The organism is Pseudomonas bharatica CSV86 (assembly GCF_000319305.2).
In the GTDB taxonomy this organism is placed as follows: domain Bacteria; phylum Pseudomonadota; class Gammaproteobacteria; order Pseudomonadales; family Pseudomonadaceae; genus Aquipseudomonas; species Aquipseudomonas bharatica.
The window spans coordinates 52,190-74,440 of sequence record NZ_AMWJ02000005.1; the positions used below are offsets into that span (position 1 = coordinate 52,190).

Sequence of the window (22,251 nt, forward strand, 5' to 3'; positions counted from 1 at the left end):
CATGACAACCCGATCCCGCTCCCTGCTGTTGTCGCTGTGCCTGGTCCTGCTGGTCGGGGCCCTGCTGGCCTGGCTGGGCGCCGGGCTGCTCAACCGGTCCGGGGATGCCGCCGAAACGATGTCCCAGGCGGTCACCCCCGAGCTGCTGGACAAGGGCGCCTACCTGGCCCGCGCCGGCGACTGCGTCGCCTGCCATACCGCCCGCGAGGGCGGCAAGCCGTTCGCCGGCGGGCTGGGCATCGCCTCGCCGATCGGCACCATTTACTCCACCAACATCACGCCCGACCCGGACACCGGCATCGGCCGCTGGACCTATGGTCAGTTCGAACGCGCCGTGCGCCGCGGCATCGGCCACGACGGGGCTGCGCTGTACCCGGCCATGCCGTTTCCGTCCTACGCCCGCCTGACCGACGCCGACACCCGGCGCTGTACGCCTGGTTCATGCAGGGCGTACCGGCGGTGCGCCAGGAGAACCGTGCCAGCGACATTCCCTGGCCGCTTTCGATTCGCTGGCCGCTGGCCTACTGGCGCGCGTTGTTCTCGCCAGCCCCGAGTCGGTGGCAAGCAGCGAGGCGGCCGTCAACGGCGACGACATCGCTCGCGGTGCCTACCTGGTCCAGGGCCTGGGGCACTGTGGCTCGTGTCACACCCCGCGGGCCCTGACCCTGCAGGAAAATGGCCTGGACGAGCGTGCAGCCGCTTATCTCACCGGTACCGAACTCAATGGCTGGAACGTTCCGGCCCTGCGTGGCATGCCGCACTGGAACGAGGACGAGATCGCCGAGTACCTGGGCAGCGGGCGCAATGCCAAGGCCTCGGTAGCGGGGAGATGACCGACGTGGTCGCCAACAGCACCTCGCACCTGAGCGATGCCGATCTGCAGGCCATGGCGGCTTATCTGAAGTCGCTGGACCCGGGGCAGGCGAGGGCTCACCAAGCCGACGCCGAGCGTGCCGGCGCCACGGCGCGCAAGCTTGCCGCTGCGCGCGACCTCAGCCTTGGCGAGCGCCTGTACCTGGATAACTGCAATGCCTGCCACTTCGTCTCCGGCAAGGGCGCGGAGCGGGTCTTCCCGCAACTGGACGGGCCACGGTGGTCACCGCTGACAAGCCGGACGCGCTGTTGCACGTGATACTCGCCGGCGCGGCCACGCCCTCTACCGAGCGCGCGCCGTCGGTGCTGCCGATGCCAGGCTTTGCCAAGCGCCTGGACGATGCCGAGGTTGCGCAGTTGGCCACGTTCCTGCGCCAGGGGTGGTCGAACCGGGCGTCGGCGGTGAGTGTCGAGCAGGTGGAGCGGGTGAGGGCGGGGATCGCCGGGCAGCCGTAGGCCAGCCCTATTCCGCCCTGGAATACCTCCATGAAAAGCTTGAATTGTATTTCCCTCGAAAACCTCATAGCGTGATCTCCTCAACCAAGGAGATTGCGCCATGAGTCAGTTGCGCCTGTTCGTCGATGCCCGCTACACCAGCCTTATGCCATGTCGGTGTATGTGACCCTGCGGGAAAAGGGCTTGGATTTCGAAACCGTGCCGGTCGACCTCGACCAGGGGCAAAACCAGGCGGATGACTATAGCCGGCTGTCTCTCACCCAACGGGTACCTACCCTGGTCCATAACGGTTTCGCCCTGTCCGAGTCCTCGGCCATCAGCGAATACCTGGAAGACCTGTATCCCGAACGTCCGGTCTATCCCCGCGATCCGCGCCAGCGCGCCCGCGCCCGGCAGGTCCAGGCCTGGTTACGCAGCGACCTGATGCCGATCCGCGAAGAGCGTTCCACCCTGGTGGTGTTCTACGGCGTGAAGCAGGGCCATTGTCGACGGCGGGCAGGCGGCGGCACGCAGGCTGATCGCGGCGGCGCAGGCGTTGTTGCCGGAGGGGCGGAGTATCTGTGCGGGGAATGGTCCATCGCCGATGCGGACCTGGCCGTGATGCTCAACCGGTTGATCCTCAATGGCGATGAAGTGCCGCAGCGGCTGAAGGATTATGCGGCGCGGCAGTGGCAGCGGGCTTCGGTGCGGGAGTGGGCGGAAAAGGTGCGGCCGGCGTTGTAATCTCAAGCCCTGATCATTTCCCGCACCCGCCCTGCCAGGGTTTCCAGGGCGAATGGCTTGGTCAGCACCTGCATCCCCGGTTCGAGTTGCCCTTCACCGATGGCGGCGGTCTCGGCATAGCCGGTGATGAACAGTACCTTCAGGTCCGGCCTGTTCATTCGCCGGCATCGGCCATCTGCCGGCCATTCATGCCGCCGGGCAGGCCGACATCGGTGATCAGCAGGTCGATGTGCACGTCGAGCGCAGCACCTTGAGCCCCGAGAGGCTGTCGCCCGCCTCGATAAGGCTGTAGTCGAGATCGCCCAGCGCATCCACCAGCAGCATGCGCACGCTGGGTTCGTCGTCGACGATGAGAATGGTTTCCCCGGACACGCTCGGCATGATCGCATTGAGATCGCTGCCGGCGCTTTCCTCGTCGAGGGCGCCCTGGTAACGCGGCAGGAGGATCTGCACGCTGGTGCCGCCACTCGATTCCGAGCTGATGCGCACCTGGCCACCTGACTGCTTGGCGAAACCGTAGATCATCGACAACCCCAGCCCGGTGCCCTGGCCGATCGGCTTGGTGGTGAAGAACGGGTCGAAGGCCTTGGCGAGGACGTCCGGCGTCATGCCGATGCCGGTGTCGGCCACCGTCAGCAGGACGTATTCACCCTCGGCGATTTCCTGGGCCCGGGCACCCTCGGCATCCAGGCTGGTATTGGCGGTTTCGATGCGGATGCGCCCGCCATCGGGCATGGCGTCGCGGGCATTGATGCACAGGTTGAGCAGGGCGTTTTCCAATTGGCTGGCGTCCACCAGGGTCGGCCACAGGCCGGGTGCTGCCGATGTCTCGACCGCGATGCCCGGGCCCACGGTGCGCTGGATCAGTTCGCCCATGCCCTGCATCAGCCGGTTGACGTCGGTGGGCCGCGGGTCGAGGGTCTGCCGGCGGGAGAACGCGAGCAGCCGGTGGGTCAGGGAAGCGGCGCGCTTGACCGCGCCCTGGGCAGTGTCCAGGTACTTGTCCAGCTCCTGGATACGGCCTTGGGCGATACGGGTCGCCATCATTTCCAGGGCGCCGGAACCCCCGCCAGCAGGTTGTTGAAGTCGTGGGCGATACCGCCGGTGAGCTGGCCGACCGCTTCCATTTTCTGCGACTGGCGCAGTTTCTCTTCGGCCTGCATCAGCTCCAGGGTGCGCGCGGCGACCCGCTGTTCGAGGTTTCGTTGAGGCTGCGCAACGCGGCGATGGCGCGGTCGCGCTCGGCCTCCACCAAGCGCCGCTCCTCGACGTCGATCACCACACCCGGGAGGCTGCTGGGGCTGCCGTCGTCGGCACGATCGACGCGGCCATTGGCTTCGATCCAGTAATAGCGGCCATCGCTGCGCTTGACCCGTATTGATGGCATAGGGCTTTGCCGCTGGCAATCACGCGCCGATGGCTTCGGTCAGGCCGTTGCGGTCATCCGGGTGCACCGATTGCAACACCTGCTCGAGGGTCAGGCCTTCGGTGCCCCAGGCCGGATCCAGGCCGCAGGCACGGGCAAAGGCCTCATCGATGCTGAACCGGCCGTTGTGCAGGTCCCAGTGCCAGGTACCGATGATCGCGCCGGCGGCCAGGGCCAGTTGCACGCGTTCGATGTTCTGCCGCCGCCAAGGCCTCGCTGCGGCGCAGGCGTTCCTCGGCGTTACGGCGTTCAGTGACGTCGCTGAGATGATCGCGATCAAGCGCTCCTCGGGTTCGCCGACCTTGACCGCGCGCACGTCGAACCAGCGCTTGAAGGCTTCGGCATAGCTTTCGAAGGTGGCCGGCTCGCCGGTCCTGGCCACGTGGCCGTAGGTCTGGAACCAGAAGTCTTCCAGGTCCGGAGCGAACTCGGTGACCCACTTGCCGCGCAGATCGACCCCGGCCTGGCGTTCGAAGGCCGGGTTGGCCTCGACGAACTGGTAGTCGATGGGACGGTCATCGGCGTCGAACTTGACCTTGACCAGGGCGAAGGCCGACTCGACCGTTTCGAGGATGGTGCGAAAGCGTTCCTCGCTCTTGCGCAAGGCGACCTGGGCCTTGTGCATGGCGGTGGTTTCGAAGGGTTGGTAATGGGCTGACGGCGGGTCGGGATCGAGCCCCGCATTCTCCAGGGCCATGCGCAAACGCAGGATTTCCGCCTCCAGCGCTTCACGGGTCAGGTGCTTCATCGCGTTCCACCGGTGTTTCTTTTCATTCGTTCTTGCCCGCAGGGCCAGGGAGCCAGCCGGCGTTGGACTGGCGCGCGCGCCGGGACGTTCCGCTTCGGCATGGGAAAACCACAGGTTGCCTGCCGCCCTGATGTTCTAGCACAGCCGTGCTGGCAATTGAATATTGCCCAGCGCACCAAACATTGACCGCCGCCGGCTGCGGGAGCCAATAACCTTGCTAGATTTGCTCAGGCGTTCTGCTCGTCGCCCAAGGAAATCTATGCAGCCTCCATCGTCCAAGCCCGCCGCGTCCCCTGGCAACGTGATTGGCAGCGCTGGCTGCCGGGCCTGCAGGTGCTGAGCAGCTACCCGCTTGCCTGGTTGCCCAGGGACCTGCTGGCCGGCCTGGTGCTCACCGCCATGCTGGTCCCGGTGGGCATCGCCTACGCCCAGGCCTCGGGGTGCCGGGCATCCATGGCTGTACGCGACCATCGTGCCGCTGCTGGCCTATGCCCTGTTCGGGCCGAGCCGGATCCTTGTGCTCGGCCCCGATTCGGCCCTGGTCGCGATCATCATTGCCGTGGTGTTGCCGTTGTCCGGCGGTGATCCGCTCAGGGCGATCACCCTGGCCAGTGCCATGGCCCTGGTCTCGGCCTGGTCTGCCTTGCGGCCGGGATACTGCGCCTGGGTTTCATCACCGAGCTGCTGTCCAAACCGATCCGCTACGGCTACATGAACGGCATCGCCCTGACCGTGCTGATCAGCCAGACGCCAAGCTGTTCGCATCAGCGTCGACAGCGAAGGGCCGGCGCGGGATATCTGGCACCTTGTCCAGGCCCTGCTCGACGGCAAGGCCAACTGGCATGCGTTTGCCTTGGGCGCCGGCAGCCTGGCGATCATCCTGCTGCTCAAGCGCTTCGAGCGCGTGCCCGGGATGCTGGTCGCCGTGGTGGCTGCGACGCTGGTCGCGTGGTCGTTGCAGTTCGAGGCCAGGTACGGCGTCAAGGTCACCGGCTCTTTGCCCCAAGGCTTGCCGGATTCGCCTTTCCGTTGATCGATGCTGCCGACGTACAGGCGATCCTGATCGGCGGCTTCGCGGCGGCGCTGGTGTCCTTTGCCGATACCAGCGTGCTGTCGCGCACCTATGCCGCCAAGACCCGTACGCCAGTGGATGCCAATCAGGAAATGATCGGCCTGGGCATGGCCAACATTTGCCACCGGGCTGTTCCAAGGCATTGCGGTCAGCAGCAGTTCATCGCGTACGCCGGTGGCCGAAGCGGCCGGGGCGCGTACGCAGATGGCCGGGGTGTTCGGTGCGCTGGGGTGGCGCTGTTGCTGCTTCTGGGGCCCGACTTGCTCAAGCATCTGCCGGCAGCGCCCTGGCTGCCGTGGTGATCGCGTCCGCCATCGGCCTGTTCGAGTTCAAGGACCTGCGGCGCATCTACCGTATCCAGCAATGGAGTTCTGGCTGTCGATCACCTGTTTTGTCGGTGTCGCCGTGCTCGGCGCGGTGCCAGGCATCGGCCTGGCGGTAGCCATCGCGGTGATCGAGTTTCTCTGGGATGGCTGGCGTCCGCACTACGCCGTACTCGGGCGGGTCGCCGGAATTCGCGGCTATCACGACGTCAGCCGCTACCCGCAGGCGCGGCTGGTGCCGGGGCTGGTGCTGCTGCGCTGGGATGCGCCGCTGTTCTTCGCCAACGCGGAGCTGTTCCAGAACTCTGTACTGCAGGCGGTGCAGCAGGCACCCGGGCCGGTGCGACGGGTCGTGATCGCGGCAGAGCCGGTGACCAGCGTGGACGTGACCTCGGCAGACATGCTGGTCGAGCTGGAACAGAGCCTGCGCGGGCAGGGCATCGAACTACGCTTCGCCGAGGTTAAGGATCCGGTGCGGACAAGCTGGAGCGCCTCGAAGTGCTGGCGCATATCGGCCGGGACGTATTCCAGCCGACGGTGGAAGCGGCAGTGGAGGTGTATCTTGAGGAACATCAGGTGGACTGGAAGCCCTGATCACTGTTCTTGTGGGATCACCGAAATCTTGCCGTTGCGCTCCACGATCGCGAACTTGATCTGCTCCACCCGTTCGATGCCTTGGCTGTCCCGCGCCGATTCCAGGATGTCGTCCTCGGTCAGGCGTGCCGGCGCATGCGCTGGTGGAGAAGCGGCCGTGCTCGACCACCAGGGTGGCATGGCCGTCCAGCAGCCGGGCCAGGCGGCGCGAATTGAGCTTGGCCAGCGACAGCCCGACGTCCAGGGCGATCAGCGTGGCGATGACCAGCATGGCGTTGATGAAGGAGAAGTCGTCGCCCAGCAATGCCTGCTGGGTGGCTTCGCCGATGATCAGCAGTAGGACGAAGTCGAAGGTGGTCAGGTCGGCCAGGGAGCGGCGCCCCGCGATGCGGAATACCAGCATCAACGCCAGGTACATGCTGCGGCGCGGAGAATGGAATCCATGGCTGGCTCCTAGGGAAAGAAAAAGGTCGAGAAGGTTGTGGTGCTGCCCTGGCCAAGGCCGACGCGTCCTTCCAGGCGGCCCACGTGTTCGCTGCGCAGGGTCAGGTACAGCGTCGCGATGCCATCCTCGCCGGTACCCAGGCGCATGAGGATTTCTTCACCGCGGGACTGTGCCGACAGCGGCTCGGGTTGCAGGGTCTCGATGCTGGCTTCGCGCAGCAGCGAGCCCCCGAGCAGCAGCTGCACCGGCTGGCCCGGGGTGCCGCGGACCTGGATGCGCATGCTGTCGGTCGTGCCGCTGCGGCTCAGACGCTGGTATTCCACGCGAATGCGGCCGTCGGCGCTGGTGGCTTCGGCATCGCTGAGCGGACCGTTGCCGAACAGGCCGGCCAGGGCCAGCAGCACGATCAGCACCAGCACGTACCAACCGACCCGCTCGAAGCGCCAGACCCGCTGCTGCAGGGTCATGTCTTCCTCGACCGCGGTAATGGCGCGAGACCAGCTCGTCGTTGTTCATGGTCAGGCACGCTCGCCGCGCAGCCAGCGCTGGTGGTAGTGCTCCAGTTGGGTCAGGCCGAACAGCGCGCCCTGGCGCATGACCTCGGCACGCTCGCCGAAAAAACGCTGGCTACGGTGAAGGTGGCAAGCGGTTCGCCGGCGAAGGCCCAGGCAAAGCACAGGGTGCCTGGCTGGATGCTGCCTTCGCCCTCGGGGCCGGCGATGCCGGTGGTGGCGATGGCGACATTCGCCTGGCTGTCGCGCAGGCGCCGCGGGCCATTTCCCAGGCCACTGCTTCGCTGGTCAGGCCATAACGGTCGATGGTCTCCTGGCTGACGCCGAGCAGGCGTTTCTTGCAGTCGGCGAATACACCACATAACGCTTTCCAGCACTTCGCCGGTGCCGGGTATCGCGGCCAGCATGGCCACCATGTCTCCCGCCGTGCAGGACTCGGCGGTGGTCAGGACCAGTTGGTGATGCTTGAGGTATTCGAGCACGCTCTCCACGGGATCTTTGGTCATCGTCATGCACCCTGTTGCTGTTTTGCGGTTGACGCAACGGCCCGGGCGTTGGTTCCAGCGAAGAGCGTGGGTATCTAGACATCTTTCTGAATAGTGGTGGCTGCGAGGTGCCCGTCTGAGAACCGCGTTATGGCCGCCAAGTGCATGCCGGTAGATCTTCAGCGCCTCAAGATCGAGCGCCGCCCGCGCGCGCATCGCTGGCAAGCCAGCTCCCACATTTGTGGACTGCCCCGAAAAGTTGGACAGTTTTAGCTAGCAGCTTGGGCCTGTAATCGACAGGGCTTAAGCCGTTTAACCTCAGCTTGATGCGGTCATGGTTGTAGTAGCGGATGTACTCGTCCAGACCGGTGGTCAGCTCTTCGATGCTCTCAAACCGCTTCAAATAGAAAAACTCAGACTTGAGTGTGCCGAAGAAGCTTTCCATAGCGGCGTTATCCAGGCAATTCCTTGCGCGACATGCTCTGCTTTACGCCACGCTGCTCAAGCTTTTCGCGGTATTGGCGCTGCTGATAATGCCATCCCTGATCAGAGTGGATGACCAGCTTCGGCTCCTTTCCCAAGCTACTCAGAGCTTTTTCCAGCATATTCCCCACCAGCTCATAGCCTGGGCGGCGAGCGATCTCGTAGGCCACGATCTCACTGTTGTACAAGTCCATCACTGGTGAGAGATAGAGCTTTTGCTGAGCCACTTTAAACTCGGTTACGTCAGTCACCCACTTCTGATTGGGCCGCTGGGCGATGAAGTTTCGCTCCAGCAGATTCTCGGCAATCCTGCCTATCTCTCCTCGATAGGACCGATACTTTTTAGGCCGCACAACCGCCCGCAACCTTGGTCGGCCATCAGCCGCTCCACAACCTTCTTGTTCACCAGGATGCCTTGATTCTTGATCGCAAGCGTCACGGCGCCGATACCCATAGAGCCCTTTTTCCTTGTGATAGACCTGACTCACCAGCTCTTTCAGATCGGCATGTTATCCGGCTTTTGAAGGCTTTGAGCTGGTAGTAGAAGGTACTGTTCGACAACTCGACCAGGGCCAACAACGCTGACAGCGGGAATCGGGTTCGGAGTCTTGAGACGATCAGCGTTTTTTCTCTGGCCTTCGCTCCTTCTGCTCTCTCAAAGCCTTCAGCTCCTTTAGGACAGCGTTCTCCATGCGCAGATACTCGAGTTCTGCCATGAGCTGATCTCGCGGCTTCAGCGCGTCGTCAGTGTCAGTGGGTTTGAGTGGCTTGATCTTCTTGGACACGTCGGCAGGCTTTTTTCGTTGAGTGGCAGTAGAGGTGGCAAGGTTGCCACTGTAGTACTGGTGCTCCCAAATGCCTACCCGGGAGGACTGTCCCAAGCCGAAGTGAGCTGCCGTTTTACGCAGGAAAGCCGATGCTCGCGCATGTACTGCACAACCCTGCGCTTGAAATTGATGTCGTAGCGCTGACCGTGAGGTATGGGACTGATAGTGGAACGGGCTTTATAGCTCGCCACCCAGCGCCTCAGCAGGCTGAAATCGATACCGAAATGCCGGGCTACCTTTCGGAAACCATCGGTGCCTCCAGGTAGGCAGTGATGGCTGTGAGCTTGAACTGCTCGGTGTACTTACTCATAACTCCCCAAGGGTTGGATTAGTCTCCAACTTCTTGGGGCAGTCCATTTGTTGCAACGTACCATGGCCTGTGAGATCTCCGTTGGCAGCCTTTGGATGTTCGGCGATCTACTGCGGGGAGGCTGTTGGACTCGACGCGGTATCGCGTCGTCCGAACAAGGCGATCAGACATGGCCTGACAGGCATAGGCACGTTGCAACAAAATGTGGGAGCTGGCTTGCCAGCGATGCGCCGCGCGGGCGGCGCTCGATCTTAAGAGCGCCAAAAAAATTCATGACAAGCACCTGCCAGCCCTGATGCGATCTACTAACGAGCCTTCTTTCCTCAAAAGATGTGTAGATACCCATCAGCGAAGAGCCGAACGACCGCTGGCGTACTCGCGTTGAACCCCGTCCGCGCCATGGCGCTCCACCCTGTAGGTAGAGGAGGACGGCGATGAATGCAATCGATGAGTCGTGTGGTGCACAAGCAATGGGGCCCGAGCCCTGGATGCCTGTTTGCGATCTACGACGACCATCGCTTGCGCCGCGAGCGCCCGGACGACTACCACGATGAGCTGCTAAGACGTGCCGACGAGATGGACCGCCAGGGGCTGGTCGGCTGGCAGCAATGGCGCGACCTCAGGACCCTGGCCGATCGCAGTTACCTGCGGGCCGTGGCGGGAGACGACTTCGTCGCTCCCGCTGCGTCGTGTCACGGCTGTTGATAGTGCCTGGCGTGGTGCCGGGCTCGTGGTCATGTTCCAGGCGTTGCACCTGCACATCGCTGAACGAGGCCGCATCGCCGCGCTGCAGGCCCTGCAAATGGGCGGCGGCCTGTTCGGGCGTCAAGGTTTCCTCCTCGCTGTACAGCTCGCAGGTGCCGGGCTGGTTGTTCTGGATATAGCTGATCAGGAAAAGATGCCTGGCCATTTCGCTTGCCTCCTGGGGGTGAGTGAGTTGCCGTTCGAGAGCGGCACGGGCTTGCAGGTTCAGCCTTTTCGATGACCGGGGCGCACAGGCACCGCCCGTCGCGACAAGGATCTGCGCGCCTGGCCAGGCCTCTCAATTACTCCACTCATGGAAACAGGAGTCTTCCCTATGACCACCACACCACAGGAACACCTGCTGGACTGGCTGCGTGATGCCCACGCCATGGAGCAGCAGGCCGAAAGCATGCTCAAGGCCCAGGCCGAGCGCCTGGAACACTACCCCTTGCTCAAGACCCGGATCGTCAAGCACATCGAGGAAACCCGCGGCCAGCAACGCCAGTTGGTGGGCTGTATCGAACGCCTGGGCGGCAGCACCTCGACCCTCAAGGACCTGGCGGGCAAGTTGATGGCTTTTGCTCAGGCGTAGGTGGCATGACCATGAGCGATGAGGTGGTCAAGGGCGCCATGGCCGGTTACGTGTTCGAGAATCTGGAAATCGCCAGCTACACCGTGTTGATCGAAGCCGCCGAGGCGGCGGGAGACGTGGCCACCGCCGAGGTCTGCCGCTCGATCATCAAGGAGGAGATCGCCATGGCCGACTGGCTGAGGGAGCACCTCCGGAAGTGACCCGAGCCTTCCTTGAACGTTCGGCCGATCCGGATGCCGAGGCCAAGCGCTAACCAGAAAAAAACCGCGCCGGGCCAAGCGCCGGCGCGGTTTTTTTTACGCCTCGTCGTTATTGACCTTGCCAAGGTCAGCCGCGGTGATCGGCTGCGCGTTGGGTTGGACATGGTCCTGAGCTTCATGCTTTCAAGGTGCTTGCGGAAAAATCGTCCAGTTCAACCGAGGCCGAACCATCGCCACCATCCACCGCCGGTTGCGGCTCTTCCACGTATACCCAGTCTTCGCCCTCGTTCCACGGCCCGCGCATTTCGCCGCGCTGGAGAGGTTGAAGTAGGTCCGGTTGAATTCCGGATGGCCGGGCAGTTTGCCTTGCGGGAAGTTCGGCTGGATCGAGTGCAGGGCCTTTTCGAAGGACTGCTGGTGGGCGATTTCCCGGCTCATGAGAAAGCCCAGTGCGTCCTTGATGCCTGGATCGTCGGTGACGTTGATCAGGCGCTCGTAGACGATCTTGGCCCGGGCCTCGGCGGCGATGTTCGAGCGCAGGTCGGCCGTCGGCTCGCCGATGGTGTCGATATAGGCCGCCGTCCACGGCACGCCGGCGGAATTCACCAAGGGCGCGCCGGCGCCGTATAGCAGGCTGGTGATGTGCGAGTCATTGCCCGCGCCGGTCAACGAGCGATACAGCTCGCCTTCCGCTTCCACACCTTCGGCAAGCCGGCCCTTGGCGCCCTGTTGAGCATCACCACGATGGAGCCGATGACTTCCAGGTGACTCAGTTCTTCGGTGGCGATATCGAACAGCATGTCCTTGCGTCCTGGGTCATCCTCGCTGACCGCCTGGGTAAAGTAGCGCATCGCTGCGGCGAGTTCGCCCTGGGGGCCACCGAACTGTTCCAGCAGCAGGTTGGCCAATGCCGGATCCGGCGCGCTGACGCGCACGGTGTACTGCAATCGCTTGTTGTGCATGAACATGAGATTCTTCCTCGGCGAGCAGCCGGGGCGATTGCCGCCCCGGCAGGTTTACACGGTCTGCAAGCTTCACTACCTACGCTTCAAGCACCGGTCAGCGATTGTCGTCATCGCTTTTGCGGCCACCGCCATGACTGTGCTGGCCGCCGACCCGTCGGCCTCGGAGGCTTTCTCACGGTCGTTGGCGAAATTGCCACCGGAGGCCTGGCCGCCTTTGTGGCCGGCTTCGGAGGCACGTTGCGGGTCATTCTTGAAGTTCCCACCGGAGGCCTGGCCGCCTTATGGCCGGCTTCGGAGGCACGCTCCGGATCGTTCTTGAAATTGCCGCCGGACGCCTGGCCACCTTTGTGCCCTGCCTCGGAAGCCTTCTCACGGTCATTGGCGAAGTTGCCCGGGTTGGTATTGGCGTTGCCGCCCTGGTTGCCGCGTTTGTCCTGATTGTCAGCCATGATCTTTCACCTCGTATCTGTCACACAGGTTGGTCTGTGTTCAGTAATGACCGAGGGCAAGCGGCGAGGGTTTTTACTGTATTCGACAGTAGCGGACGAAGTGCATTAAGAGCATCAAGGCTAACTGCTGGCGCCTTTTCGAACACTTAGCCAATAGTTGGTGTGCGAAGCGTTATGTATAACTTTTCGAAAAAGTTGTACGGCACAAATTCCCAGGTATAACTTTGTTTTCCGTCGATCCGGCTAGCGGATTATTTGCGCAATAAATTTCCAGTCGTTCAAACAAAGGGCTACTGTGTCGGTTGTCGTTTCATCAACTTTCAGGAGGGCCGATGAGAATTCGAGGAGAGGTATTCTGGTCATGGGCGGATCCCGGCCTTCACCATCGCTCCTACGACGAAATACTCGATGATGGCAGCCATATTGATATTCAGGTCAGGCTGTCGCGTACTGGCAATACGCAATTGTTCATCGGCATTTATGCCGCCGATGGTCAGGCGTTACATGAGGAAGCCTTCGATTCGCGTCCTGGCGAGTCCATGTCCAAGGCCCTGGCGTTCGGCGTGGTGCATGCCAGGCGCCTGGCCGCGACCCGTCTGGCACGGGGCGGCGGGTATGCCAGCGTGCGGGAAGGTTGAAAGAAAAAGCCCGACCTGAGGTCGGGCTTTTTGCTGCGGGCTCCTTCAGTCCGGCAGCGTGCTGGTCTCGGCGAACTTCTTCGGGTCCACGGGTGGTGGCTGGAAGGCCGGTCCGTCCCCGGCCAGTCGCCAGCGTACATTCTCCAGGCCATAGCGTTCTGCCATCGGTTTGCTCACTTTCTTGATCTTGTGCTGACCGAAGCGCGGAATAACGCCTATTCCCGCATCGCAACTTGCCCAATGCCAGGCCTCGGCATTATCCATGCGTTCCAGCCTGATGATGAAAGTGCGAGGTTCGCCGCGCAGTTCATAGTCGATTACATACAGTTGGGGTCCCTTCATGGCGATCTCCTTCATCAGATACCGGATACATGGAGAGGCGCGGTTCGGAAAAATTCAATTCGATTGAATGAGTGGAAATGTTGGGCGGATTTACAGTGTCTGCTTATTGATCCGGATCAACGCCGGGGTTATCGACAAAGGCGCTGCGCATGACTGCCCAAGTGTGTTCGTCGGCAGGAATCAAGTGCTCGATGCGCAGCGACGCCACGCTGATATCCAGGGGCATGCCGAAGGTAGTGAAGGTGGAGAGAAACCTGAGTTCGGCATCCGCCGTTCCGATCCGGGTCAGGATCAACGGTGAAGCATCGGCGTCCTCTGGCACGCTCTCTGGTCTTGGCAGATCTTGCAGGCGCCGGGCAAGCGCGGGATTGCCCAGCGCTTCGCGATTCGCCCTTTGCCAGGTGATGGCGCGGATCTGTGCAGCATTGACCAGGCGATCGCCGAGCCCGCCTGAACACAGCAGGGTCTCCAGCAGGTTGAGCCCCGGGCCGCCACTGGCGCGCCGGCCATGGTCAACAGCAGGTTGGCTGCGGTATTGGCGGCAATGATGTTCCAGTCGCTATCGAGGGCGATCGCGGGGGCCGGGTTTTGCGCGCGGAGCAGATGCTCGATGGCGTCACGGACCATGGCCAGCGATGGCGTGTCCAGCGCCGTGCCTGGTAGCGCGGTGCATAGCCAGCAGCGAGAAATACCTCGTTGCACTGCTCCAGCGGCACATCCAGCGCCGACAGCAAGGCATGCAGGGTACCGGGCCCGGCCTTGGCGCGGCCGGTCTCGATGCAACTGAGGTGACGCTGGGAAATGCCGCAGGCCAGGGACAGGCCTAGCTGGCTCAGGCCGGCCTGCCGGCGCAACTGGCGCAGATGCTGTCCGGCGTGGGTGGCCGGGCTCAGGGTGTGAAAAGGGCGTGGGCTCATGGCGCGACTGTGACGGTCCTTGTACGGGGCGTCCATGACCTGGGAGGTCATTGAGGGCGGGGCACCCTATCACTACTTTGATGGCGTTGCCTAATCGTGAGGGTCGGGAATGTTCATACGTGTCGTGGCGTTCGTTCTGTTCATCGTATTCGCGTCGTATACCGCCTGGACAATGACGCTCGCCGAGCAGTCGTTGCTGGCGTTCGGTTGCAGTTGATGTCTCGGCCGGATACGGCGCAGGTAGTGATTGACCTGTACCTGATGGCGTTCCTGGCCGGGATATGGATGGTCGCTGATGTGCGGTCGCGCGGCGGAGCCTGGCTAAGTGTCTTGCCCTGGTTGCTGTTGACGGCACTGTTCGTCTCGTTGGGGCCGTTGTTGTATATCGCATTGCGCGGCGCAGGGCCGCACCATTGCGTTGGCGACCGTCCTGGGAGCTAATACACCTTTCGTCAATAGCAGGACTGCGCATGTTCTCCTCCGAACGGCTCAAGGGCATCGATGTATTCGTCGCCGTTGCCGACCTGGGCAGCTTTACCGCTGCGGCACAACGCTTGAGCCTGACCGGCTCCGCCGTGAGCAAAAGCGTGGCGCGCCTGGAAGGGCGCCTGGGCACTCGCCTGTTCAACCGGACCACCCGCAGCCTGGCGCTGACCGAAGCCGGGCTGACCTTCTACCGTACCTGCACCTCGGTGCTGGCGGACCTGGAGGAAGTCGAGCAGGCCCTGGCCTGCGAGGGCAACGAGCCTCACGGGCGGGTACGGATCGAACTGCCGGCCTCCTACGGTCGCTTGCACGTGCTGCCGTTGATCATGGATTTCCTGCGCCTGCATCCACTGTTGCAGCCGCATGTTTCCTTCTCCGACCACTTTGTCGACCCCGTCCAGGAGGGCATCGATATCGTCGTGCGCATCGGCGGTGCGGACGTCTGGCCGGCCAGTCTCGGCCATCGTTATTTCGGTGCCCAGCGCCAGATCTTCTGTGCTTCTCCCGACTACCTCGAGCGCCATGGGGTGCCACGCACCGGGCAGGACCTGGAGCACCATCAGTGTGTGGTCTACGGGCACAGCAACGGGCTGGTCAGCCCTTGGTTCTTCAAGGGCGCCAGCCCGGCGAGATGGAACGTCGGACCATGCAGGCGCGCATCGCGGTGGGCGATGGCGAGGGCGAGGTGGCTGCGGTGCTCGCCGGCCATGGCATTGGCCAGCTACCGACCTGGCTGACCCAGCGGCATGTCGATGCGGGCACCCTGGTCGAGGTGCTGCCGGACCTGGCCCACGATGGCTTGCCGATGCACCTGGTCTGGCTCAAGAGCCGGGAAAACCTGCCGAAGGTCCGCGCCTTGCTCGATTACCTGCTACCGCGCCTGGCTCCCCACGGGACCCGCGCCGAACCCTGATCAGCGCGCTGGATCGAGCCTGCGCACCAGCGGCACCATCAGCAGGGCCAGCAGCGCGACCAGCGCGGCCATATAGCCGATCCATTCGACCCAAGGGCCGGGATGGTCAGCCCACCGATCACCGCACCGATGCCGATACCGGCGTTCGCGGCAGACACGTTGGTGCTGCCGGCCAGGCCTGGGCGTGGTTGACCGAAGCCATGACCCGCACTTGGCTGACCGGGTACAGCGCCGTATTGGCGATACCCCAGAGCCCGAGCGCGGCAGCGAACAGCACGCCTGCATGGGCCAGGGAACGATCGCCGCCATGCCGATCGCCAGCAGCGCCAGGAACAGCGCGGTGGCCTTGATCGGCGAGCGGTCCACCGCCTTGCCACCTATCCAGTTGCCCACCAGGCCGATCGCGCCGAAGCCCATCAGCCACCAGCCCACCTGCGCCGCCGGGACGCCTGCGACCCGTTCGAGGATATCGGCGAGGTAGGTGTAGCCGATGAACATGGCGCTGAACACCACGACCGACAGCAGCACGTTCGCCAGGAACAACGGCTCCTTGAAGATCCGTGCCTGTTTCATGAAATCGACCTTGGCGGTTCGCGCGACGCTGGGCATGCACAGCGTCACCGCCAGCGCCATCAGCAACGACAGGCCCGCCAGCATCCAGAACGCGCCTCGCCAGCCGATGGCGCTGGCGGCCACCGTGCCGAGCGGGATGCCCAGCAGCATGGCCGCCGAGATGCCGAGGTAGACCCTGGAAATCGCCTGGCCGGCTTTCAACGGGCCGCCAGATGTCCGGCGGTTTCGCTGGCAGTGCCCCAGAACACCGGCAAGGCCAGCGCCGGGATGATCCGTGCCAGGGCCAGGACCACGAAACTGTCCGAGGCGGCCGCCAGTGCGTTGGACGCGGCGAAGATCAGCAGGATGGCGATGAACAGTTTCTTGCGGTCGACATGGGAGAGGGCGGCGGTCAGCGGCGGGCCGAACAGCATCACGGTGAAGGCGAACAGGGTGACCAGTTGCCCGGCCATGGAAATCGAAATGCCCAGGTCCCGGACAGGGCGGGCAGCAGGCCGACGATGAGGAATTCGGTAGTGACGATCAGGAAGGCTGAAAAGGCGAGGATGGCGATGCTGATCCGGTGGAGCGGGTAGATGCCAAGCGAGGGACGGGCTGGTGGACGGACATGAACGAGGGGCTCCAATGAACAGCGCCCCAGTCTATTTGTTAAAAGAGGTCTTATTTTTGGTGTTTTTTCTCTTGTTTGAGGAAATGGATTCATTAATTCGTCATTGCTTGAGTGAAGCCACTACCGTAATCGCTGGCTTCACATGACGGAACCCGAACAGGTCCATGGACACGACCCGGCTGACTCCGTACTGTGTGCGACCGCCGTTCCAGCCGAGTACACCGCCATGAATCGTCAAAAAAAGCTCCAGCAACTGTTCAAGGCCAAGGCCAAGAAGGCCAGTGCCAAGCTGGCGCCCAAGAACAGGAACACCTATGTCTCCAAGGCGGACCGGTTGAAGCTGGCCCAAGCGAATGAACTCGAAAACGTAGTGGCTGCGTCACCTACGTCGGAATTGATCTGATAATCGTTACCATTTACGATGCGCCCTTCCATCGGAGGGCACCCCGTGATCAACGACGAACTGACCCAGGTCTACACCGAGCACAACGGCTGGTTCAAACAGTGGCTGTACCGTCGTCTCGGCTGCTCGGCGCAGGCTGCCGACCTGGCCCAGGACACCTTCCTGCGTATCCTCCAGGCGCAACGCAAGGCCGGTGCCAGCCTCGGCCTGCAGCGTCCCCGCGCCTATCTCACCACCGTCGGCCGCCGCCTGGTCTACGACCATTTCCGCCGCCTGTCCCTTGAACGTGCCTACCTGGAAATGCTCGCGCAATTGCCCGAGCTGTTCGCTGCGTCCGAGGAAGAACTGGCCTGCATGCGCGAAACCCTGCAGCAACTGGACGCCTTGCTCGACGGGCTGAAGCCGGTGGTGCGCTCGGTATTCCTGATGGTCCAGCTGGAGGGCGCGACCTACGTTCAGGTCGCCGCGCGCCTGGGCATCGGCGAGCGCACGGTGAAGCGCCACATGGCCTCTGCACTGGAAGCCTGCATCCTGTTCGAAGACGATTTCCTGTGAGCCAGTCGCCTCCCCGGATTACTACCGAAGTCGCCCGCCAGGCCGCCCATTGGCAGATGCTCATGCTCGATGCGCAGGTGAGCCCGGCCCAGCAGGCCGCCTGCGCGCGCTGGCGGCGGCAGCGGCGGAGCATGAGCAGGCGTGGCAGAAGGCGCAGCGCGTACAGGCGCGCCTGGGCCTGCTGCCGCCGCAGCTGGCCATGGGCACGCTCAACCGCGAGCGGCGCCAGGTGCTCAAGCAACTGCTGGTGCTGGCGATCCTTGCTCCCGCCGGTTATGTCGGCTATCGCCAGTTCGCGCAGCAGGAGCGTTACGCCACTGCCGTCGGCGAGCGCAGGCGCCTGACCCTGGCGGACGGCACGGTGCTCGACCTGAATACCGACAGCATCGTCGAAGTGGTATTCGACCAGGCCCAGCGCCTGGTGAAGCTCAAGCGCGGCGAGATCCTCGTAGACAGCGGCGCCGACCCGCAAAGTCCCCACCATCGACCACTGCGTGTCGCCAGCGACGAGGGCCTGATGGAGGCGCTCGGCACCCGCTTCCTGGTTCGCCAGCGCGATGCCCGTACGCAGTTGAGCGTGTTCCAGGGCGCGGTGCGGGTCAGCCCGCTCAGCGGCCCGCAGCAAATCATCGCCGCCGGCCAGCGCTTGACCTTCAGCGCGCTAGGGCAGGGCAGCTCTGGCCCCGCGCGGGAGCAGGACAGCCAGTGGACCCGCGGCCAGCTGATCGCCGAGGAAATGCCGCTGGCGGAATTCCTCGATGAACTGGGCCGTTATCGTCATGGCTGGCTGAGGTGCAGGCCCGAGGTGGCCAGGCTGCTGATCAGCGGTGCGTTCCAGCTCGACAACAGCGAGCGGATCCTCGCCGCCCTGCCTGCCACCTTGCCGGTACAGGTCGAATACCGCACCCGCTATTGGGTCACCGTCGGCGCCCGTTGACGGAAGGCCTGGCCCCTTTTTCGAACTCGTCAGTCCTTGTGTATGGAACTGCCAAAACATAGGGACCCTCCGTTCATGATCCGCTCTTCTTCATCCGCAACCCCGGCTATCGCCACCTGCTGGCGCTGAGTGCACTGACCCTCGCCTTGCAGGGGGCGAGCCTGCCCGCCATGGCGGTCCAGGCGCCACAGGCCTACAGCATCGCCTCCGGCAGCCTGGCCCAGGTGCTGGCGCGCTTCGCCAGCGAAGGCGGGGTTACCCTGCAATACAGCCCCGCGCTGGTTGGCGAGCTTTCCAGTCCCGGCCTGCAGGGCAGCTACGGGATCGAGGAAGGCTTCCTCAAGCTGCTCGCCGGGACCGGCCTGCAGGCCGTGCGTCGTGGCGACGACGTCTACGGCCTGGAGCCGCTGCCGGCCTCGGGCTCGCTGGACCTGGCACCCCTGAACGTCACCGGCCTCTACGCCGATGCCACCACCGAGGACACGGGCAGCTACACCTCCAACGCCGTCACCATCGGCAAGTCGACCCATCGCCTCAAGGAAATTCCCCAGTCGGTCAGCGTGGTAACGCGCAAGGCCATGGACGACCAGCGCCTGGACACCCTCGACGAAGTGCTGGAAAAGACCACGGGTATCACCACCTTCCAGAGCCCGTCCGGGGCAAGTACATCTACTCCCGGGGCTTCGAGGTGGAGACCATCCAGTACGACGGCGTGCCGCTGGACCGTCGTTACTACGCGATCGGCAGCAGCTTCACCTCCGACACCCTGCTGTACGACCGCGTGGAAATCCTGCGCGGCGCCAACGGCCTGCTGCAGGGCAGCGGCAACCCGGGTGCGGCGATCAACCTGGTGCGCAAGCGGCCAAAGGCCGAGGCGGCGTTGTCCGTCACCGCCAGTGCGGGGTCGTGGGACAGTTACCGGCAGACGGTCGATGCCAGCGCGCCACTGACTGCAGATGGCTCGCTGCGCGGGCGCATGGTCGCCGCCCATGAAGACCAGGATTACTTCTACGATACCGCCGAAAGCCGCAAGAACGTGCTCTACGGCATCCTCGAATACGACCTCGGCGACCGCACCACGGTGGCGGCCGGCGCCAGTGTCGAAGACCTTCACGCCGTGCCGTTCTTCAGCGGCCTGCCGCGCAACAAGGACGGCAGTGCGGTGAACGCCGGGCGCTCGACCTTCACCGGCGCAGACTGGAACAATGGAACAACAAGCAGACCACCTACTTCGCCGACATCACCCATGACTTCAATGACGACTGGCGGCTGAAGGCCTCCGGTAGCTACATGCGCGAAACCAACTACATCCTCTACAGTTTCGGGCGCGGCGCGGTCGATCCGGCGACGGGCGACGGCATGCGTTCCCGTGCCTATCTGTACGACTTCGAGAACATCAACAAGGGTGCCGATATCAACCTCACCGGCAAATGGCGGGCGTTCGACCTGGAGCACGAGGTGGTGCTGGGGGCCAACGCCAGCGACCTGCAAACCGACGACCTGCAAGGCGGTCTGCTCAACCTGGGGGCGATCAACCTATACGATCCGGTCTCGCCGCCGCGGCCGACCCTGGAGCAACTGCTGGGCACCACCTATGCCGGTACGTCCACGGGCAAGATCAGCCAGAACGGTATCTATGGCGTGGCGCGCTACAAGCTGGCGGAGCCGCTGACCCTGGTACTGGAGGGCGCAGCAGCAACTACCGCTACGACTATGACCTGCACCGTTTCAACGCCGCCTCGCCGGACCCGGCGCGGTCGCGGGAGAGCGGCGAGTTCACGCCCTACGGCGGTCTGATCTACGCGCTCAATGATCAGTGGTCCACCTATGTCAGCTACGCCGATATCTTCAAGCCGCAGACCGAGTTGACCGCACAGAGCACCACCCTTAAGCCGATCACCGGCTCCAACTACGAACTCGGGTTGAAGGGCGAACTGCTCGACGGGCGGGTCAACACCAGCTTTGCGCTGTTCCGCGTCGAACAGGAAAACCGCGCCCAGGTGACCAACAACCCGGCGTGCAACAACGATTGCTATGTCGCCGGGGGCAAGGTGCGGGCGCAGGGCTTCGATGCCGAGGTCAGCGGCGAGGTGCTGGCGGGGCTGCAATTGTTCGCCGGGTACACCTACACCACCACCGAGTACCTCAACGACCCGAACGATGACGTGTCCACGGCCGGTTCCACCTTCAACAGCTACACGCCGCGGCACCTGCTGCGCTTCTGGGCGGACTACAACCTGCCGGGCCGACTGGAGCAATGGACGGTGGGAGGCGGGGCGAATATCCAGAGCGGCAACTACCACACCAACTTCGGTGGTACCGATGGCGTGGGGGATATCGAGCAGGCGGGGTATGCGGTGTGGAATGCGCGGTTGGCGTACCGGATCGACAAGCACTTCAGCGTGGCGCTCAATGGCAACAACCTGTTCGACAAGAAGTACTACTCGACGATTGGCTGGCTGCATGCGGCGAACCACTACGGCGATCCGCGCAACTACACGGTGACCTTGCGGGCTGATTTCTGATTCGATCAGCTTGCCGCAGGCGTCCGCCCAGCCTGTGGGAGCTGGCTTGCCAGCGATTTGCCAGATCAGGCAGCCTCATTGCCCTTGCCGGTCCTATCGCTGGCAAGCCAGCTCCCACAGGATTTTGAGGGTGGCACAAAACCTTGGTTGACTCGGACTTTGTGGGAGCTGGCTTGCCAGCGATTTGGCCAGATCAGGCAAGCATCACTGCCCTTGGCGGCCCTATCGCTGGCAAGCCAGCTCCCACAAGGTCATCCCTGCAAATCAGAGATATGTTTTGTTCTATGGGCGCAAGGCTTGTCGCGTCTTGCTGCTTTTTACACCTCGATGGTCACCGGTGAGGCCGACAACGCCACGCCCAGGGGGAAGTTTCGCCCTCAAATGCAACATCTTTTCCGACGCATTCGAGGGACGCTGGTTTCAAGGCGTGCCGTTTCGTCCGTGCAGCAGATACCCGCTGCGTTCGCTCAGTCGCTCGTAGTACTCGCTCACCGCCGGCAGGTGCGGCCGCTCGAAGGGCGTTCCGAACCAGCGGTTGACCGACAGCCCCACGGGGATGTCGGCCAGGGTGAAGCGTTCGCCGGCGACGAAGGCGCCCGTACGGGCCAGTTGCTGGTCGAGGATGCCCATGTACCGCGACCATTCCGCCTGCCCGGCGGCAAGCGCCTCGGGCGATTGATGCAAGGGCGAGCGGCGCACCAGCGACATGAAGGTGTAGCTCCACGACCGGTTGAGATCGGACGCCTGCCAGTCGATCCATTGATCGACCGGGCCCGGGCCTGCGCCTCCAGCGGATACAGGGCTTCTTCGCCATAGCGGGTGGCTAGGTAGCGGATGATGCTGTTGGATTCCCACAGGGTGAAATTGCCGTCCTGGATCACCGGGATCATGGCGTTGGGATTGAGGGCCAGGTATTCCGGAGTATCGAGGGCCCGGAAGCCCGAGCCCCAATCTTCGCGCTCGAAAGGAAGGCCGATTTCGGCGCAGGTCCAGAGGACCTTGCGCACGTTGATGGAGGTGGCTTTGCCTAGAATCCGTAGCATCTGTTCGTCCTTGTACAGGGAGCGGCAATCATCCATGGTGGCGATTTGTTGGTCAATGTGCAGGACGTGAAACCAGTGAGTT

Annotated in this window: 13 protein-coding genes and 15 pseudogenes; 14 read left to right on the plus strand and 14 right to left on the minus strand. The window is 63.4% G+C overall.

Translation table 11 applies throughout. The features are described 5' to 3' along the window. Position 1 precedes the first annotated feature (1 nt). Positions 2-1,329: pseudogene (locus CSV86_RS33665) on the plus strand (c-type cytochrome). 183 nt (positions 1,330-1,512) lie between these two features. Then, positions 1,513-2,052, plus strand: a complete 540-nt coding sequence (gene yfcF, locus CSV86_RS29170) for a glutathione transferase (RefSeq protein ID WP_376699782.1) — start codon at positions 1,513-1,515, stop codon at positions 2,050-2,052. A gap of 2 nt (positions 2,053-2,054) precedes the next feature. Here the strand turns inward: yfcF and CSV86_RS29175 are convergent. Continuing rightward, positions 2,055-4,226, minus strand: a pseudogene (locus CSV86_RS29175) (ATP-binding protein). Between the two features lie 399 nt (positions 4,227-4,625). Here CSV86_RS29175 and CSV86_RS32915 point away from each other — a divergent pair. After that, a pseudogene (locus CSV86_RS32915) lies at positions 4,626-6,215 on the plus strand (SulP family inorganic anion transporter). Here the strand turns inward: CSV86_RS32915 and CSV86_RS33125 are convergent. The 5 genes and pseudogenes from CSV86_RS33125 to CSV86_RS32450 form a co-directional block, all read right to left on the minus strand. Further along, positions 6,216-6,659: pseudogene (locus CSV86_RS33125) on the minus strand (DUF421 domain-containing protein). Positions 6,660-6,668: 9 nt separating this feature from the next. Next, positions 6,669-7,176 (minus strand): annotated as a pseudogene (locus tag CSV86_RS29190) (hypothetical protein). Between the two features lie 52 nt (positions 7,177-7,228). Continuing rightward, positions 7,229-7,678: a CinA family protein gene (locus tag CSV86_RS29195; protein WP_446532484.1), complete on the minus strand. Its 450-nt coding sequence runs from the start codon at positions 7,676-7,678 to the stop codon at positions 7,229-7,231. A gap of 265 nt (positions 7,679-7,943) precedes the next feature. Continuing rightward, a pseudogene (locus CSV86_RS32445) lies at positions 7,944-8,628 on the minus strand (IS3 family transposase); the annotation flags it as partial. A gap of 129 nt (positions 8,629-8,757) precedes the next feature. Next, on the minus strand, positions 8,758-8,925 hold the full coding sequence (locus CSV86_RS32450; protein WP_240160650.1) for a hypothetical protein: 168 nt from the start codon (positions 8,923-8,925) through the stop codon (positions 8,758-8,760). Positions 8,926-9,715: 790 nt separating this feature from the next. Here CSV86_RS32450 and CSV86_RS29205 point away from each other — a divergent pair. The 3 genes and pseudogenes from CSV86_RS29205 (at position 9,716) to CSV86_RS29215 (ending at position 10,866) form a co-directional block, all read left to right on the plus strand. Continuing rightward, positions 9,716-9,982 carry a hypothetical protein gene (locus CSV86_RS29205; protein ID WP_170395241.1) on the plus strand — a complete coding sequence of 89 codons (267 nt, stop codon included), beginning with the start codon at positions 9,716-9,718 and terminating at the stop codon, positions 9,980-9,982. A 31-nt stretch (positions 9,983-10,013) separates the two neighbouring features. Further along, positions 10,014-10,262 (plus strand): hypothetical protein, encoded by a 249-nt coding sequence (locus tag CSV86_RS33670; RefSeq protein ID WP_170395245.1) that lies wholly within the window; start codon positions 10,014-10,016, stop codon positions 10,260-10,262. 93 nt (positions 10,263-10,355) lie between these two features. Continuing rightward, positions 10,356-10,866 (plus strand): annotated as a pseudogene (locus tag CSV86_RS29215) (ferritin-like domain-containing protein). 43 nt (positions 10,867-10,909) lie between these two features. Here CSV86_RS29215 and CSV86_RS29220 read toward each other — a convergent pair. Together CSV86_RS29220 and CSV86_RS29225 are read right to left on the minus strand one after the other, a co-directional pair. Beyond that, positions 10,910-11,781: pseudogene (locus tag CSV86_RS29220) on the minus strand (manganese catalase family protein). A gap of 91 nt (positions 11,782-11,872) precedes the next feature. Then, positions 11,873-12,227 (minus strand): annotated as a pseudogene (locus CSV86_RS29225) (con-10 family general stress protein). A 332-nt stretch (positions 12,228-12,559) separates the two neighbouring features. Here CSV86_RS29225 and CSV86_RS29230 point away from each other — a divergent pair. Further along, positions 12,560-12,865 carry a hypothetical protein gene (locus CSV86_RS29230; protein WP_009406421.1) on the plus strand — a complete coding sequence of 102 codons (306 nt, stop codon included), beginning with the start codon at positions 12,560-12,562 and terminating at the stop codon, positions 12,863-12,865. A gap of 45 nt (positions 12,866-12,910) precedes the next feature. On the opposite strand, the gene CSV86_RS29235 is transcribed toward CSV86_RS29230, so the two are convergent. The 4 genes from CSV86_RS29235 to CSV86_RS33970 form a co-directional block, all read right to left on the minus strand. After that, positions 12,911-13,207, minus strand: coding sequence for a DUF6555 family protein (locus CSV86_RS29235; protein ID WP_009406423.1), 297 nt, complete (start codon positions 13,205-13,207; stop codon positions 12,911-12,913). A gap of 103 nt (positions 13,208-13,310) precedes the next feature. Further along, positions 13,311-13,529: a hypothetical protein gene (locus CSV86_RS33960; protein WP_512700236.1), complete on the minus strand. Its 219-nt coding sequence runs from the start codon at positions 13,527-13,529 to the stop codon at positions 13,311-13,313. Next, positions 13,499-13,834: an MmyB family transcriptional regulator gene (locus tag CSV86_RS33965; RefSeq protein ID WP_512700237.1), complete on the minus strand. Its 336-nt coding sequence runs from the start codon at positions 13,832-13,834 to the stop codon at positions 13,499-13,501. Before CSV86_RS33965 ends, CSV86_RS33960 begins: the two co-directional genes overlap by 31 nt. Next, positions 13,720-14,175, minus strand: coding sequence for a helix-turn-helix domain-containing protein (locus CSV86_RS33970; RefSeq protein ID WP_512700238.1), 456 nt, complete (start codon positions 14,173-14,175; stop codon positions 13,720-13,722). Before CSV86_RS33970 ends, CSV86_RS33965 begins: the two co-directional genes overlap by 115 nt. Positions 14,176-14,233: 58 nt before the next feature. On the opposite strand from CSV86_RS33970, the pseudogene CSV86_RS29245 reads away from it, so the two are divergent. Continuing rightward, positions 14,234-14,565, plus strand: a pseudogene (locus tag CSV86_RS29245) (DUF2834 domain-containing protein). Between the two features lie 29 nt (positions 14,566-14,594). Beyond that, positions 14,595-15,523, plus strand: a pseudogene (locus tag CSV86_RS29250) (LysR family transcriptional regulator). Here CSV86_RS29250 and CSV86_RS29255 read toward each other — a convergent pair. Next, positions 15,524-16,799, minus strand: a pseudogene (locus tag CSV86_RS29255) (MFS transporter). A gap of 133 nt (positions 16,800-16,932) precedes the next feature. On the opposite strand from CSV86_RS29255, the gene CSV86_RS29260 reads away from it, so the two are divergent. From CSV86_RS29260 to CSV86_RS33680, 5 genes and pseudogenes are all read left to right on the plus strand, one after another. Further along, complete coding sequence (locus CSV86_RS29260; RefSeq protein WP_009406434.1) at positions 16,933-17,109, plus strand: DUF2986 domain-containing protein; 177 nt, start codon at positions 16,933-16,935, stop codon at positions 17,107-17,109. An 18-nt stretch (positions 17,110-17,127) separates the two neighbouring features. After that, a complete protein-coding gene (locus tag CSV86_RS29265) occupies positions 17,128-17,664 on the plus strand; it encodes a sigma-70 family RNA polymerase sigma factor (protein ID WP_037062101.1) in 537 nt (178 codons plus the stop codon). Between the two features lie 49 nt (positions 17,665-17,713). Continuing rightward, positions 17,714-18,601, plus strand: coding sequence for a FecR domain-containing protein (locus CSV86_RS29270; protein WP_240160651.1), 888 nt, complete (start codon positions 17,714-17,716; stop codon positions 18,599-18,601). A gap of 170 nt (positions 18,602-18,771) precedes the next feature. After that, positions 18,772-19,874: pseudogene (locus tag CSV86_RS33675) on the plus strand (TonB-dependent siderophore receptor). Beyond that, positions 19,841-21,126: pseudogene (locus CSV86_RS33680) on the plus strand (TonB-dependent siderophore receptor). The pseudogenes CSV86_RS33675 and CSV86_RS33680 overlap by 34 nt, the downstream one beginning before the upstream one ends. A gap of 420 nt (positions 21,127-21,546) precedes the next feature. Here the strand turns inward: CSV86_RS33680 and CSV86_RS29280 are convergent. Continuing rightward, positions 21,547-22,169, minus strand: a pseudogene (locus CSV86_RS29280) (glutathione S-transferase family protein). Positions 22,170-22,251: the final 82 nt, after the last annotated feature.

What these genes read in the sequence shown, in the direction of transcription:
- CSV86_RS29205 (WP_170395241.1), top strand. Translation starts at nt 9,716, where the DNA reads ATGCAATCGATGAGTCGTGTGGTGCACAAGCAATGGGGCCCGAGCCCT.
- CSV86_RS29265 (WP_037062101.1), top strand. Translation starts at nt 17,128, where the DNA reads ATGCGCCCTTCCATCGGAGGGCACCCCGTGATCAACGACGAACTGACC.
- CSV86_RS33670 (WP_170395245.1), top strand. Translation starts at nt 10,014, where the DNA reads ATGTTCCAGGCGTTGCACCTGCACATCGCTGAACGAGGCCGCATCGCC.
- CSV86_RS29235 (WP_009406423.1), bottom strand. Translation starts at nt 13,207, where the DNA reads ATGAAGGGACCCCAACTGTATGTAATCGACTATGAACTGCGCGGCGAA.
- CSV86_RS29195 (WP_446532484.1), bottom strand. Translation starts at nt 7,678, where the DNA reads ATGACCAAAGATCCCGTGGAGAGCGTGCTCGAATACCTCAAGCATCAC.
- CSV86_RS29260 (WP_009406434.1), top strand. Translation starts at nt 16,933, where the DNA reads ATGAATCGTCAAAAAAAGCTCCAGCAACTGTTCAAGGCCAAGGCCAAG.
- CSV86_RS33970 (WP_512700238.1), bottom strand. Translation starts at nt 14,175, where the DNA reads ATGACCTCCCAGGTCATGGACGCCCCGTACAAGGACCGTCACAGTCGC.
- CSV86_RS29230 (WP_009406421.1), top strand. Translation starts at nt 12,560, where the DNA reads ATGAGAATTCGAGGAGAGGTATTCTGGTCATGGGCGGATCCCGGCCTT.
- CSV86_RS33965 (WP_512700237.1), bottom strand. Translation starts at nt 13,834, where the DNA reads ATGGTCCGTGACGCCATCGAGCATCTGCTCCGCGCGCAAAACCCGGCC.